The sequence below is a fragment of the Mannheimia indoligenes genome, from assembly GCF_036880405.1.
Classification (GTDB): domain Bacteria; phylum Pseudomonadota; class Gammaproteobacteria; order Enterobacterales; family Pasteurellaceae; genus Mannheimia; species Mannheimia indoligenes.
This window is the reverse complement of sequence record NZ_JBAJJM010000005.1, coordinates 56,827-71,443: the sequence shown is the minus strand read 5'-3', so window position 1 is coordinate 71,443 and position 14,617 is coordinate 56,827. Positions and strand designations below refer to the sequence as shown.

11 protein-coding genes are annotated in these 14,617 nt (G+C 41.6%); 7 read left to right on the top strand and 4 right to left on the bottom strand.

The window, feature by feature from the left end:
• The first annotated feature begins 15 nt into the window (after positions 1-15).
• From V6W77_RS03580 to V6W77_RS03565, 4 genes are all read left to right on the top strand, one after another.
• On the top strand, positions 16-1,251 hold the full coding sequence (locus V6W77_RS03580; protein ID WP_334253810.1) for a M20 family metallo-hydrolase: 1,236 nt from the start codon (positions 16-18) through the stop codon (positions 1,249-1,251).
• A 103-nt stretch (positions 1,252-1,354) separates the two neighbouring features.
• Positions 1,355-2,734 (top strand): allantoinase AllB, encoded by a 1,380-nt coding sequence (gene allB, locus V6W77_RS03575; RefSeq protein ID WP_334253809.1) that lies wholly within the window; start codon positions 1,355-1,357, stop codon positions 2,732-2,734.
• 2 nt (positions 2,735-2,736) lie between these two features.
• Positions 2,737-4,095 (top strand): NCS1 family transporter, encoded by a 1,359-nt coding sequence (locus V6W77_RS03570; RefSeq protein ID WP_334253808.1) that lies wholly within the window; start codon positions 2,737-2,739, stop codon positions 4,093-4,095.
• Between the two features lie 65 nt (positions 4,096-4,160).
• Entirely contained in the window at positions 4,161-5,381 is a 1,221-nt protein-coding gene (locus V6W77_RS03565) for a dicarboxylate/amino acid:cation symporter (protein WP_334253807.1), read from the top strand.
• An 81-nt stretch (positions 5,382-5,462) separates the two neighbouring features.
• Here the strand turns inward: V6W77_RS03565 and V6W77_RS03560 are convergent, their stop codons facing one another.
• The 4 genes from V6W77_RS03560 to pepE form a co-directional block, all read right to left on the bottom strand.
• Positions 5,463-6,698 carry a pyridoxal-phosphate-dependent aminotransferase family protein gene (locus V6W77_RS03560; protein WP_334253806.1) on the bottom strand — a complete coding sequence of 412 codons (1,236 nt, stop codon included), beginning with the start codon at positions 6,696-6,698 and terminating at the stop codon, positions 5,463-5,465.
• 182 nt (positions 6,699-6,880) lie between these two features.
• Positions 6,881-8,149 carry a M20 family metallo-hydrolase gene (locus tag V6W77_RS03555; RefSeq protein WP_334253805.1) on the bottom strand — a complete coding sequence of 423 codons (1,269 nt, stop codon included), beginning with the start codon at positions 8,147-8,149 and terminating at the stop codon, positions 6,881-6,883.
• A gap of 50 nt (positions 8,150-8,199) precedes the next feature.
• Complete coding sequence (gene dcuC / locus V6W77_RS03550) at positions 8,200-9,492, bottom strand: C4-dicarboxylate transporter DcuC (RefSeq protein ID WP_025235811.1); 1,293 nt, start codon at positions 9,490-9,492, stop codon at positions 8,200-8,202.
• A 10-nt stretch (positions 9,493-9,502) separates the two neighbouring features.
• A complete protein-coding gene (pepE, locus tag V6W77_RS03545; RefSeq protein WP_334253879.1) occupies positions 9,503-10,207 on the bottom strand; it encodes a dipeptidase PepE in 705 nt (234 codons plus the stop codon).
• Positions 10,208-10,323: 116 nt separating this feature from the next.
• Here pepE and V6W77_RS03540 point away from each other — a divergent pair, with 116 nt between their 5' ends.
• From V6W77_RS03540 to lepB, 3 genes are all read left to right on the top strand, one after another.
• The gene (locus tag V6W77_RS03540) at positions 10,324-11,559 is read left to right on the top strand and encodes a Zn-dependent hydrolase (RefSeq protein ID WP_334253804.1); all 1,236 of its coding nucleotides are present in this window, start codon (positions 10,324-10,326) and stop codon (positions 11,557-11,559) included.
• Between the two features lie 160 nt (positions 11,560-11,719).
• Entirely contained in the window at positions 11,720-13,513 is a 1,794-nt protein-coding gene (lepA, locus tag V6W77_RS03535; protein WP_025235814.1) for a translation elongation factor 4, read from the top strand.
• Positions 13,514-13,632: 119 nt separating this feature from the next.
• On the top strand, positions 13,633-14,592 hold the full coding sequence (gene lepB / locus V6W77_RS03530; protein ID WP_334253803.1) for a signal peptidase I: 960 nt from the start codon (positions 13,633-13,635) through the stop codon (positions 14,590-14,592).
• Positions 14,593-14,617: the final 25 nt, after the last annotated feature.

Here is a 14,617-nt window from a genome sequence, read left to right as displayed (position 1 = left end):
AAAAGGAATAAAAAAATGGAACAAATCACCCAGCGTATTACGCAAAACTTAGAACACTTAAAACAATTTACTGCTACACCAGGCAATGGTTGTACTCGTTTGCCTTTCTCTCAAGAGGCAAGAAGTGCCGTTAATTATTTAAGAGATTTAATGGTAGAGGCCGGTCTTTCTGTGAAAGAGGATGAGGCAGGCAATATTTTTGGTATTTTAGAAGGTGAGCAACCTGATTTACCTTGCGTGATGTCCGGCTCACACTATGACAGCGTATTGCATGGTGGTAACTATGACGGCATTGCCGGGGTAGTAACTGCATTAGAAACTGCGCGTTTATTAAAAGCCTCCGGCAAAAAATTCAAACGCAATTTCGTTGTTGTGGGTTTCAACGATGAAGAAGGAATGCGTTTTGGTACCGGTTACTTCGGTTCAGGAGCGATGCTCGGCTTACGTAATCCGGAATATTGCCGTAAGTACAAAGACAAAGATGGCATTTCTTACTACGATGCAATGAAAAGCTACGGTTTAGATCCTGAAAAAATCGAAAACGCCAAATGGGCAGATGGTTCAATCGGGCATTTTATCGAAACCCATATCGAACAAGGGCCTGTGTTAGATACGCACGGCATTGAAATCGGTTTAGTAACGGGGATTGTTGGCTTACATCGCCATATGTTTACCGTTCACGGACGTGCAGACCACGCAGGTACTACGCCAATGGATATGCGTTTAGATGCGGTAGATGCTGCAACCAAAGTGATTTCTAAAATTGCGGATTGGGCAAGAGAGAAAAATGACGGCACGGTTGCAACCGTTGGTTATATGAATGTGCTACCGGGCGGTATTAATATCGTGGCGGAAAAAGTGGTATTCAGCGTAGATATTCGTTCGTTAAATATGGCGAATATTGAAGATATTACGGCGAAAATCGAGCAGGAATTAGCAGAAGAAACCGCAAAAATCGGATCAACCTTTGAAAAAGATACTAAGTTGATTATTCAGCCGGTTAAACTTTCTGAAAAAATGTTAGGCATTTTAGAAGAATCTACCAAAGCCCACGGTTTTAGCTACAAACGCTTACCAAGCGGAGCAGGGCACGATTCATTAGAAATCGGGCAAAAAATCCCAACCGTGATGATCTTCGTGCCAAGTAAAGAGGGCAGAAGTCATACGCCGGTGGAGTTTACTGAATATCACTATTTTGCTAAAGCAGCAGTGTTGCAGCAAGAGTTAGCAGAGAAGTTGTTGGACGAATAGTATTCAAGTAAGGGGAATTTGCAAATTTTTTCGGAAAATTAACCGCTTGTAAGTTCCCTAATACAAAATTTTATACAAACATAACTATAAGGAGTATTTGGCTATGTACGATCTCGTCATAAAAAATGGGAAAATAGTCTTATCCGATGCCGTTTTTGACGGTAATATCGCAGTCAAAGCAGGTAAAATTGCGGCGATTTTGGAAGATGGTTCTGTACCTGAAGCGAAGGAAGTGATTGATGTAAAAGGGAATTATGTTTTACCGGGGGCGATTGATACCCACGCTCACTTAAATGATCCGGGCTATGAATGGCGTGAGGATTATGCACACGGTACGGCGGCTGCGGCAGTTGGTGGTTATACAACCATTATTGATATGCCGTTACAAAATGAGCCGGCTTTAACCGATGGCAAAATTTTTGATGCCAAAATTGCCAAAGTGTCGCCAAATGCGTATGTTGATTACTGTTTCTGGGGGGGCTTAGTACCAAGTAATTTTGAACATTTAAGCGAATTAAACGATAAAGGTTGTGTGGCATTAAAATCTTTTATCGGCCCTGTTTCTCCTGATTATGCCTCTCTAAACTACGGTCAAACCTATGAGGCAATGGAAATCATCCAAAAATTCGGCGGTCGTGCAGGTTTCCATTGTGAAGACTTCTCAGCCATTAAATGGCAAGAGCAACGAATGAAAAAAGAAGGTCGTTTAGACTGGAGAGCTTTCCTCGATTCCCGCCCGCTTATCGCAGAAATGTTAGCGACCATCAATATTATCGAAATTGCCAAAGCTACCGGTTGTAAAGCCCATATCTGCCACGTTAGCCACCCGGATGTTGCACAAAAAATTAAAGAGGCACAACAAGAAGGCTATGATATTACTGCAGAAACCTGCGCCCATTACCTCTGCTTTAGCGAAGATGATGTGATTGAAAAAGGCCCGCTCTTCAAATGCGCGCCGCCGTTACGTTCTAAATCAGATGTAGATCGTTTATGGGATTATGTCGTCGATGGCACATTTAGCGGCATCGGTAGTGACCATTCCCCTTGCTCTTATGATGAAAAACACAACGAAATTTTAGGTCAAAAAATCGAAAATGTGTTTGATGTTTGGGGTGGTATCAGCGGTATTCAAAGCTGTGTACAGGTGGCATTCTACGAAGGCTGTGTAAAACGTGGTGTTTCACCAACGGTATTAGCCAATGCAATGGCAAAATTACCGGCAAAAGCCTTTGGTATTTACGGTCAAAAAGGCGATATCCAAATTGGTTTTGATGCAGATTTCACTATTATTGATCCAAATAAAGAGTGGGAAATCAAAGCAGAAGATCTACAGTATGTGAATAAAATGTCTGCTTATGTGGGCAAAAAAGGTAAAGGCTTACCGGTATGTACAATCGTGCGTGGCAAAGTGATTGCACAAGACGGCAAGCTTACCGATAGCAAAGGTTTCGGTAAATTCATTCGCAAAACACAAGGAGTATAACTATGTTGGACAATAAAGAACTCAACCCTGAGTTAGCCAAAGGGGTCAATGTTGATCTACAACCAACAAAAGAACGTATTATGGATAACTTCTCCTATTGGGCTAGTTTCTTAGGGGGCTGTGTTTCTATCGGTACATTCTCAATGGGGGCAAGCCTGATTGGTGCTTTAACCGTCACTCAGGCCATTTTAGCAATGGCAATTGGCTGTATCGTTATTGCTATTGGTTTAGTGGTGATCGGTAAAGGCGGCCATAAATATGGTATTCCATTCCCGGTTCAATTACGCAGCTCTTTTGGTACTACTGGGGTGAAAATTCCGGGTATCTTACGTGGCGTGCCTGCTATCGTTTGGTTCGGTTTCCAAAGCTGGGTCGGTGCCGGTGCAATCAATATGTGTTTAAAACTCCTATTTGGTTTTGACAATTTACCGATTGTTTATGTGCTATTTACTGCATTACAAGTGGCTTTATCAATCAACGGCTTTAAAGGCATTAAATGGTTAGAAAACGTTTCTTGCGTGTTCTTAATCGGTATTCTTGCTTATATGCTTTATGTGGTTCAAACCCAATTCTCGGTAGAAATCGGTAACCGTTTTGCTAATATCGAAGGCTCTTGGGGCATGCCATTCTGGGCAGCAACAACCGCATTCTTGGGTATTTACTCAACAATGATCTTAAATGCTTCAGACTACTCCCGTCACGTTAAAGAAGGCACTGGCCCTGTAACCACAGGGGTTATCTATGTGCTTTCTATTTTACCTGTTACCCTATTTATGGGCTTAATCGGTTTATTAGTGACTGCAGCAACCGGCAATAGTGACCCAATCCAAGTATTTGCTACCGCAATGGATAACAAATTCTTAACCGTTATTACCTTATTATTCATTGCTTTTGCTCAAGTTACCACAAACGTATTGAACAACATCGTGCCACCATCATACATTTTAATGGACTCATTCAAAATGAAGTGGTCACACGCGACTATTTTAGTGGGTGTGTTATCAATGTGTGTAATGCCGTGGAAATTAGTAACTGCAGAATCCGCTGACGGCTTATCGCTATTCATCAAAATCTACTCAGCATTCTTAGGCCCAATTTTTGCAGTAATGGTAGTTGATTACTACATCTTGAGAAAAGAAAAACTCAATGTAAACGATCTATACAACAAAGAAGGTATCTTCAAAGGCATCAACTGGGCAGCAATTATTGCGATTGCAATCGGCTCACTCTGCTCACTTATCGTGGTTGATCTTTCTTGGTATGTAAGTTTGATCCCATCAGGTTTAAGTTACTACATCTTGATGAAAACCTTGAAAAGCTCAGAATCTTTCCGTAAAGGCACGATTTTAGAGCATAAATAACAGATACAAGCGGTAAAATTTGGTAAAAATTTTACCGCTTGTTTGCCTTAAAACAGGAGAAAGTTATGCAACTAAGAAACAATACTACATTACAAATATTTCTAGCGATGATGTTAGGAATTGTGGCAGGTTTAGTTCTTCCGGAATTAATGGTGGAGCTGAAATTTATTGGCGATATCTTTCTTCGTCTGATTCAGATGGGGATCATTTTACTTGTCATGGGATCCGTCATTGAGGCGATAGGTTCCCTACATCGAAAAGAGATTGGTAATTTAGGTCTAAAAGCATTATTTGGTTTTGCTTTAACCACAATTAGTGCAGCTGTAGTTGGTATTGTTATTGCTAATGTTATCCAGCCAGGAGCAGGGATTGTTTATAATGAAGAACTAACAACCTCAATTAAGGCAACAGATAAAACCATTGCACAAATTATTACAGATTTTTTCCCAAGTAATATTATCTCGTCTATTGGTTCTGGTAGCACAATTCAAGTTATTGTTTTTGCAATTCTAGCTGGTCTTGCTTCAAGCATTATTTCAGAGAGTAATCCGAATAATACATTTTTGAATAATATCAAAAGCTTAAATGAGATTTTGCTGCAAGTCATCAAACTTGTAATGAAAATTGCACCGTTAGGGATTTTCTGTTTATTAGGCTGGGTAATTGGTTACTATGGTATTCAAGTCATTTTACCACTGTTTAAATTCTTGTTAGCCTTTGCAATAGGAATGACCTTAATTTTGGCGGTATTTATCTTTATTACTGCTACTGTAGTAAAAGTTAGTCCGTTAAAACTTAGTAAAAAGCTGTTACGTATGGGAGTTATGGCATTTACGACAACTTCATCTGCAATTACACTGCCGACAAAAATGGCTGATGCAGAGGAGAGAATTGGGGTGAGTAAACGTGTTTCTCGATTAATTAACCCACTAGGTATGTCATTAAATAGTGATGGGTTAGCTATCTATTTAGCACTATCTTGTTTGACAATTGCTCAATTTTTCAATATCGAAATGTCAATTCAGCAACAATTTATAGTCGTGATTATGTCTACGCTGGCAACATTAGGTACAGTAACTGTACCAGGTGGCGGTTTAGTTGCACTAGCTATCGTACTGCCAACAGTGGGTTTACCTATAGAAGGGGTTGCGCTATTGGCTGGTATTGATTGGTTCTCCGGAATGTTTAGAACGGTGCTTAATGTTATTGATGATGTATTAGTTGCATTACTTGTAGCACATTCTGAAAATGAGTTTGATAGAGAAATTTTTGAAAATACCCCTTAATTTGGGCTAACTGAAAACGGGTTAAATTCCGATGAAGAATTTAACCCGTTTTGATTTTTAAAACTCGCGAAAATTGATCAATTAAGCGGTTTTCTCAGCGTCTTTATACACCGCTAATGCTGCAGCCACAGCATCACCAGAAGGCACTTTCACTTTGTGGCTTAATAATACTGCTTCTAACGCACCTAAGGTTAATAACACGTTGCGTTTTTGACTTGAGAAACCCATATTACCGATACGGATGATTTTGCCGTCTAACGGGCCGAATGAAGTGGCTAATTCAATCCCGAAGTGGTTTAAAATATCGCTACGCAATGCCGGGCCGGTGATGCCTTCCGGAATATGGAATGCAGTTACCACAGGTGCTTTGTGTTTGCGATCACCAAAGATTTTTAAGCCCATCGCTTCTAAACCGGCACATAGTGCTTTGTCGTTTAAGATGTGGCGGGCAAAACGGTTCTCTAAACCTTCTTGTAAAATAATACGCAATGCCTCGTGAATACCGTATTGAGCGCTGGTTGCCTCAGTGTGGTGATTTAAACGGCGTGGGCTCCAGTAATCTTGTAACTGAGCTAGGTCTAAGTAGTTACTTGGAATTTGCGGTAGAGTACCGTCCACATCAGAATCGGCACGAATCCCTTTTTCTACACGTTTACGTTTCGCAATAATCTCTTCAATGCGTTTGTTATAAGTGATTAACGCTGTACCTGATGGTGCAGAAATACATTTTTGCGTACCGCCGATACAAGCATCAATATTCCATTCATCAACACGAATATCCACACCACCTAGGGTTGCAACGGTATCCACAATTAACATTGCATCATATTGCTTACAGATTTTACCGATCTCTTCTAACGGTTGCATCATTGAGGTTGAGGTTTCGCCGTGAATAATTGCAACAGCTTTATAACCGCCTTTTTTCAATTCAGCCTCAATTTCTTCAGGCTCGAACACCGTACCCCATTCTCTTTCGATAATGGTGATGTCTGCACCGCTACGAGATAAAATTTCATTTAATAAATAGCCAAAACGACCAAATGCAGGAATTAACACTTTATCGCCCGGGCAGATTGCCGCCGTTAAAACGGTTTCTAAACCACCACGAGAAGTTGAGTTCACCACATAAGTTTGCTCATTTTTCGTTTGGAAAAGGTGACGTTCCATTTCCATGGTTTCATTCATTAATGAGGTAAATTCTGGGTCAAATTGGCCTAAAATCGGGGCAGACATGGCACGCAATACACGCGGGTCTGCGTCTGTCGGGCCAGGGCACATTAATAAACGCGGGGAAGGGTTAATTTCTCTGAATTGCATAATAGTTCCTATTTGTTATATGAATTAAAAAAACTTATGGATTCTACAATAAAAATTTGTGATTACCCAATATTTTTTTCGATATAGAAAAACTTTCGAACATCGAATAATCAAGCGGTCATATTTTCGAAAAAGTTTGCAAATGAAATGAAAAGCCCTGATAGTCATCAGGGCTTTGGAAGTTAGGCAAGGAGTTTTTGAATCAGAGAGGTATAGATATTTACGCCAGTTAAGAGTTGCTCTTCATCAAAATCAAATTCGGCTTGATGATGCTCGGCGGTTCTATCTGCTCCGATGATAAAGTAAATGGCTTTACCACCGTTTTCCTGCACTCTTCGGCCGAGAATCGTGGCATCTTCGCTGGCGTTGAATGAATATTCCTTATCACTGCTATGCACTTGCGGTTGTGCCATGGCAATTTCTTTAATGAGTGAAACCAATTCGGCATCATTATTCATATCTACCGCCTCGCCCATAATTTCAGTTTCATATTCCACATCAAAGCTGATTGCAATCCCTTTGGCAATTTGCATCACTTGATCCACCATATATTGATTGATCTCCTTATTTTCGCCCCGGACTTCAAGTTTAATTTCCGCATCAGCAGGGATCACATTTCGCCCAGAACCGGCTTTAAAAACACCCACATTAATCCTCGTCATACCGTTACCGTGGCGGGAAATCCCGTGCAGTTGGGTTACGGCGTGAGCAGCAGCCAGTAAGGCGTTATGCCCTAAGTGTGGAGCTGCCCCTGCATGTGCTGGTTTGCCTTTATAGCGAATATCAATTTTGGTGGTGGAAAGAAAGTTTTTCGGATCTGCCAATACAGTGCCGGAATCAGCACAAAAACTGATATGTGAACCGGCAAAGTAATTGGCATCGTCAATCACACCGCTTGCAGCAATCGCAGCTGCACCACGTACGCCCTCTTCGGCAGGTTGGAAGACGATTTTCACTTTGCCAGTGAGCTTGTCTTTATTTTCCATTAACCAGCGAGCCACGCCTAAGCCGATCGTAATATGCCCATCGTGGCCGCAAGCGTGCATTTCGCCTTCGTTTACAGAGGCGAAACCAAGTTGATTGGCTCGGTGTTCGGGCGATTTTGTTTCGCTCACATCTACACAGTCAATATCAAAACGCAGAGCTACGGTCTTGCCCGGTTTGCCTGAATCAAACACTGCGACACAGCCTGTGTAGCCGTCCATTTTGTCTAACCATTTATGGTTTGCCCCATAGTTAATGGCTCGTTGAATGCCTTTTTCGACAATGGCTTTATTACGACCACGCACAAAATCCGGGTGGATGATCTCTTTACCTAATAAAATTTGAAAGCCGATTGCCTCTAAATAATCGGCAATTTTGCTGGTTGTCCAAAATTCACTCCAGCCGGTTTCCGGGAATTTGTGAAATTCACGGCGTAGTTCAATCAGTTTGTCTAATGAAAGGCTCATACTGTTCTCCTTATAAAAAAGCCCTTTACGCAGGGTAAAGGGCAATTCGGTTATAACATAAATAAGGCGAGGAATAGGGTCGCAAGGATCATTCCCGGTGCGGTTCGTTTAATCATTTCAACCGGGTTCACACCTGCGATACCGGCACACACAATAACCACACCTGCAATTGGCGAGGCGGTTCGACCAATTGCACCGGCAATCGCTGCTGCCATACCTAAATTAACGTGGGTATAGCCTAATTCGGTTGCGTGTGGCGTAACGGCGGTGTTAAAGGCAATCGCAGCGGCATCGCCAGAGCCTGTTACCACACCCATTAGGAATGGACCGATAGTTGAACCCCAACGCACAAATTCGTTTGAGTGTTTTAAGAATTCAATCGCAGAATCAATCGCCCCTGTTGCTTTTAAGCCGGCTACGAAAACGCCGGCGGCAATAATAATCCCTAATACATTCGCATAGGCATTACCCATACCGTTAAAGAATTCATTAGTGATTTTAGCTGGTGATGTGCGAGTAACAATTAAGCCGTAAATTGCACCGATTAACATCGCTTGAGGAACGCCCATTTTGGTCCAGTTCAACCAAGAGATTTGTTGTAAAGAAGTACCGCCAATCACCAAAATAACCAGTGGAATTAATGGAGCAATCGCAAATAAAAGGTTGGTTTTGGTTTCTGTGGTATGAGTGTGAGTTGCTTCAGCTAAATAAGCATCACGATGTTCTTTGCCATAATCTTTTAAGATTAATGCAATGATAGTGAGCGTAACTGCACCAATCGCCCCTGCAATCATCGTATAAGGTGCGTGAGAAAGGTTTACCTCAGTAATGGTTAAGCCAGACATTTCACTAATCATTGCTGAGTGAGAAGAACCAGGGCTCATCATTGAACCAAAAGTACCGGCAAGAATGGCTGCACCGGCGGTAGCTGGGCGAACACCGGCAGATTTTAACACCGGAATTAAGGTTGCCCCCACGGCAGCTGCACAACCAGCCGCTGATGGAATAGCAATGTTAATAAAGAAAGTGATGATGGTCGCAAACGGAATTAAGAAGAATTTTAATCCGGCTAACGGTTTGGTTAATAACTGAACCAAGTGAGAATCGCACTCTGTGTATTTCATCACATAAGCAAACCCCATACTTGAACAGATTGCCATAATCAAGCCGCCTGAAGTCATACTTTTTGCAAAGGCATCAAGGGCAGCCATCGGTTGGAGGGTTAAAAGTGCCATACCTAAACCTATTGCAATGAGCACCGTTCGTGTTTCGTACTTTTTGATGAGCAAATAGACGGTGGCAATAATTCCGACTATTGCAATAATAAGGTTGAACGTTTGCATAAATATCTCCTTAGTAAGTAAAAATTGAATTTGGCTCAAAGGTTTTGAGTTGCATATCTCGGCTAAATTGTAATGCAGAATTTTCGCCTAAAACGACCGCTTGAGAGCCTTCGATCTGCAAGGCTGTGCCTTCTGGTAATCCATAAACTAATGCGGTTGGGTTCACAATCAGAAATTCGGCTAATCGTTCTTCACGGCTTTCGCCGTTATGCCCCGGTATTTTGCCGGAAATAAAATGCGGATTAATTTGATGAGGGAATAAATTTAATGCTTGGAAAGACGGTGGATAAGTAATCGGCATATCGTTAGTCGTCATAATTGAACTGCCCGCCACGTTTGCTCCGGCACTCCAACCAAAATAGGGCGTACCGTTTTCTACTTTTCGACGAATGCACTCTAGGACATTGTTTTCATACATCTGTTTAAGCAAACAGAACGTATTACCGCCCCCGACCGCAATCACATCTGCTTGCTCAATAATATCGGTATGTTTTGCACCACGATGAACGGAAATAATCTCTAATTCTAAATCTGCCAAGGCGGCTTTTACGGTGTTTTCGTATTCATCATAGCTACGTCTTACACCGGCATAGGGCAGAAAGGCGACTTTTTTGCCTCGATAATCGGCTAAAAAGGTTTTCAGCCAAGGAATACAATGCACTAAATACTCGGTGTTTTTATATTTAGAGCCACTCATTAATAACATTTTCTTCATCATTATCTCCTTTTATCTCATTTGAAATATGTGAATAAATTTTGATACAGATAAATATTTTTATACCTCAGTGTGGTTATAATTATAGCGAGATTACATTCAAAAAGGGGTGATTTATGTCAATTAATATGCAAAGAATCCAACAAATTTTTGCTGGTTTAGCCAGTTTCACATCGGTAGAAAATGAAATTACCCGTTTGGCATTTACTCAAGAAGATATTGCCGCCCGAGATTATGTGATTGAGCTATGCAAAAAGTATGATTTAACTGTAAAAATTGACCCAATCGGTAATGTGTTTATTCGCCGAAAAAGTGTTGAAGACAATCTCCCTGCTGTCGCCTTTGGCTCGCATATTGATACAGTAGTAAATGCCGGTAAATTTGACGGTACCTTAGGCACTATCGCTGGGCTGGAAACCCTTTTTCAACTTTGCGAAAAGAATATCCAAACACGCTATCCTCTCGAATTGATTATTTTTACCTGTGAAGAATCCAGCCGCTTTAATTACGCTACGCTTGGCAGCAAAGTGATGTGTGGAATAGCGGATCAAGTTGCTCTCAGCAAATTAAAAGACAAACAGGGTTTTGGCGTAGAACAAGCCTTAAAAGATATTGGCTTAGATTTTAACAAAGTGAATCAAGCCAAACGCAATGGCTCGGAATTTAAATGCTTTTTAGAACTGCATATCGAGCAAGGCCCAAGATTGGAAAATGAACAGAAAACTATTGGTATTGTAACAGGTATTGCCGCCCCAATTCGAGCTATTGTGAAAATTAAAGGGCAAGCCGATCATTCAGGGGCAACGGCAATGCACTACCGCCATGATGCCTTACTTGGAGCAGCTGAACTTGCTCTCGAATTAGAACAAGCAGCGATTCAAGCAGGGCATTCAACGGTGGCGACAGCAGGTAATTTAACCGCCAAACCCGGGGTAATGAATGTAGTGCCGGGCTATGCTGAACTGTTGGTGGATATTCGCGGCATTCATACAGAAGCCAGAGAATCGGTATTTACCGCCCTACAAAATAAAATTAAAGAAGTTGAAGAAAAACGCGGCTTAGAGATTGAATTACAACTTATCTCAAAAGATCAACCTATCGTGCTACCGACAGAAATGGTGGAGCATTTGACGCAAGTTACCGAAAATTTAGGTTACAGCTATGAAATTATGCCAAGTGGAGCAGGACACGATGCAATGCATATGGCAACCCTTTGCCCTACGGGAATGCTGTTTGTGCCGTCACATTTAGGCATCAGCCACAACCCGCTTGAGTTTACCGAATGGAAAGATATTGAAGCCGGTATTCGGGTATTACAACAAGCGGTACTTTCCCAAGCCGAAATTATCTAACTCTCACTCTACAAGCGGTTGTTTTTTGCAAAAATTTTACCAAAAACAACCGCTTGTTCTCTCTTGTTTCGCTTTGCAAAACCTTGTATTTCAAGTACAATTCTCCGATTAATTTTTCGATAAACAAACAACAAAACAGGACATTAACTGCCCGATGAAAATGCAAAATATTCGTAACTTTTCGATTATCGCCCATATTGACCACGGTAAATCGACTTTATCAGACCGCCTAATTCAAACTTGTGGCGGCTTATCAGACCGTGAGATGGAAGCTCAGGTGTTAGATTCAATGGATCTTGAGCGTGAACGTGGAATTACCATTAAAGCACAAAGTGTAACTTTAAATTATAAAGCAAAAGACGGTGAAACTTATCAGCTAAACTTTATCGACACACCAGGGCACGTAGATTTCTCGTACGAAGTTTCTCGCTCACTTGCCGCTTGTGAAGGGGCGTTATTGGTAGTCGATGCAGGGCAGGGTGTTGAGGCTCAAACCTTGGCGAACTGTTATACGGCGATTGAAATGGATTTAGAGGTTGTGCCGATTTTAAACAAAATCGACTTACCGGCTGCTGAACCTGAGCGTGTGGCAGAAGAGATCGAAGATATTGTTGGGATCGATGCGATTGATGCAGTACGTTGTTCGGCTAAAACCGGTTTAGGGATTGAAGATGTTTTAGAAGAAATCGTGAAGAAAATCCCTGCACCGGAAGGCGAGCCTGAAGCACCACTACAAGCCTTGATTATCGACTCTTGGTTTGATAACTATTTAGGTGTGGTGTCTTTGGTGCGTGTGAAAAACGGCGTACTGAAAAAAGGCGACAAAATCAAAGTGATGAGTACAGGGCAATCTTATAACGTAGATCGTCTTGGTATTTTTACCCCGAAACAAGTGGATACAACTGAACTGAAAACCGGAGAAGTAGGTTGGGTAGTTTGTGCGATTAAAGATATTTTAGGTGCACCGGTGGGCGATACTTTAACCCATCATCATAATTCCGCCACCGAAGTATTACCGGGCTTTAAGAAAGTAAAACCACAGGTTTACGCAGGTTTGTTCCCGATTTCATCAGACGATTATGAAGCTTTCCGTGATGCGTTAGGTAAATTAAGCCTAAATGATGCCTCATTATTCTACGAGCCGGAAACCTCAAGTGCGTTAGGTTTTGGTTTCCGTTGTGGTTTCTTGGGTTTGTTGCATATGGAGATTATCCAAGAGCGTTTAGAGCGTGAATACGACTTGGATTTAATCACCACCGCTCCAACGGTAGTCTATGAAGTAGTGCAAACAGACGGCGAAACCATTTATGTGGATAGCCCGTCTAAACTCCCGGCAATCAACAATATTGCAGAAATTCGTGAGCCGATTGCAGAGTGTAATATGCTTGTGCCGCAAGAGTTCTTAGGCAATGTGATTACCCTTTGTGTGGAAAAACGAGGCGTGCAAACCAATATGGTGTATCACGGCAACCAAATTGCCTTAACTTATGAGATCCCGATGGGCGAAGTGGTGTTAGATTTCTTCGACCGCTTAAAATCGACTTCTCGTGGTTATGCCTCATTAGATTATGGATTCAAACGTTTCCAAACTGCCGATATGGTGCGTGTGGATATTATGATTAACGGCGAGCGTGTGGATGCGTTGGCGATTATCGTTCACCGTGCCAATGCGGCTTATCGTGGACGTGAGTTAGTGGAAAAAATGCGTGAATTGATTCCACGCCAACAATTTGATATTGCGATTCAAGCCGCAATCGGTAACCACGTGATTGCCCGTTCAACGGTTAAACAGTTGCGTAAAAACGTATTGGCAAAATGTTACGGTGGTGATGTAAGCCGTAAGAAAAAACTTCTACAAAAACAAAAAGAGGGTAAAAAACGAATGAAATCCCTCGGTAACGTAGAAGTGCCGCAAGAAGCGTTCTTAGCGATTTTACACGTTGGCAAAGAGTAATTTGCAAAATTAATGCGGAATTAAACCGCTTGTAAGCGGTCATATTTTCAGGATTTTTTGCAAAAACAAAACGTAGGGGCGAATCATTATTCGCCCCCACAAAACAGAGAGGAAATCAAATGGCACAATTTATGCCGATTATTTTTCTAGGCATTATTTACGGTATTTGGAAATGGTTGGATTCAATGCAACTGCCGAATACTATTTCGATCATTTTAGTGGCGTTGGTATTGATTTGCGGCGGCTTTTGGGCATTTTACAAATTCAGTGCCGATCCAAGACGTAAACAGGCAATTGCTCAACAGCAAAAACGCTTAGGCAGAGCATTAACCGCTGAAGAAATGGCAGAAATTCAGCCAAAATCGGCAGTGGGCGAATTTTTTGCCTCGCTTTTCGGCATTTTATTCTTTGTTACCGTACTACGTTCATTTTTATTTGAGCCGTTCCAAATCCCAAGTGGCTCAATGGAACCTACACTACGAGTAGGTGATTTCTTAGTGGTGAATAAATTCAGTTATGGTATTAAAGATCCGATTTGGCAAAATACTTTAATTGAAACCGGCAAGCCGGAGCGTGGTGATGTAATTGTATTTAAAGCACCGGCACAACCGCACATTGATTATATTAAACGTGTGGTTGCAGTAGGGGGCGATAAACTACAATATGATTTTGCCACCCAGCAATTAACAATTACCAAAGCAAATGGTGAAACTAAGGTATTTGAATACAGCGAGGGCAAGCCAAACCCTGAGTTCTTCTATCACGGTGAAATGCAAGTGGAACGTACGGAAAAAGGTGATGTTACGCATCAAATTTTAAATCACCCGATGGCGTTTAACTATGCTCCTTATTTCTACAAGCAAGAAGGTCAAGCAGAAGGCGAGTGGATTGTGCCAGAAGGACATTACTTTGTAATGGGCGATAACCGTGATAACAGTGAAGATAGCCGTTTTTGGGGTTTTGTACCTGAGAAAAATATTGTAGGTAAAGCAACTTTTATCTGGCTCAGCTTAGATAAAAAAGCAAACGAGTTCCCTACAGGGCTTCGTTTTTCTAGAATGTTTACTACTATTAAATAATGTCGTGTAGGGGCGAATTGTAATT

What these genes read in the sequence shown, in the direction of transcription:
- V6W77_RS03580 (WP_334253810.1), top strand. Translation starts at nt 16, where the DNA reads ATGGAACAAATCACCCAGCGTATTACGCAAAACTTAGAACACTTAAAA.
- allB (WP_334253809.1), top strand. Translation starts at nt 1,355, where the DNA reads ATGTACGATCTCGTCATAAAAAATGGGAAAATAGTCTTATCCGATGCC.
- V6W77_RS03570 (WP_334253808.1), top strand. Translation starts at nt 2,737, where the DNA reads ATGTTGGACAATAAAGAACTCAACCCTGAGTTAGCCAAAGGGGTCAAT.
- V6W77_RS03565 (WP_334253807.1), top strand. Translation starts at nt 4,161, where the DNA reads ATGCAACTAAGAAACAATACTACATTACAAATATTTCTAGCGATGATG.
- V6W77_RS03560 (WP_334253806.1), bottom strand. Translation starts at nt 6,698, where the DNA reads ATGCAATTCAGAGAAATTAACCCTTCCCCGCGTTTATTAATGTGCCCT.
- V6W77_RS03555 (WP_334253805.1), bottom strand. Translation starts at nt 8,149, where the DNA reads ATGAGCCTTTCATTAGACAAACTGATTGAACTACGCCGTGAATTTCAC.
- dcuC (WP_025235811.1), bottom strand. Translation starts at nt 9,492, where the DNA reads ATGCAAACGTTCAACCTTATTATTGCAATAGTCGGAATTATTGCCACC.
- pepE (WP_334253879.1), bottom strand. Translation starts at nt 10,207, where the DNA reads ATGAAGAAAATGTTATTAATGAGTGGCTCTAAATATAAAAACACCGAG.
- V6W77_RS03540 (WP_334253804.1), top strand. Translation starts at nt 10,324, where the DNA reads ATGTCAATTAATATGCAAAGAATCCAACAAATTTTTGCTGGTTTAGCC.
- lepA (WP_025235814.1), top strand. Translation starts at nt 11,720, where the DNA reads ATGCAAAATATTCGTAACTTTTCGATTATCGCCCATATTGACCACGGT.
- lepB (WP_334253803.1), top strand. Translation starts at nt 13,633, where the DNA reads ATGGCACAATTTATGCCGATTATTTTTCTAGGCATTATTTACGGTATT.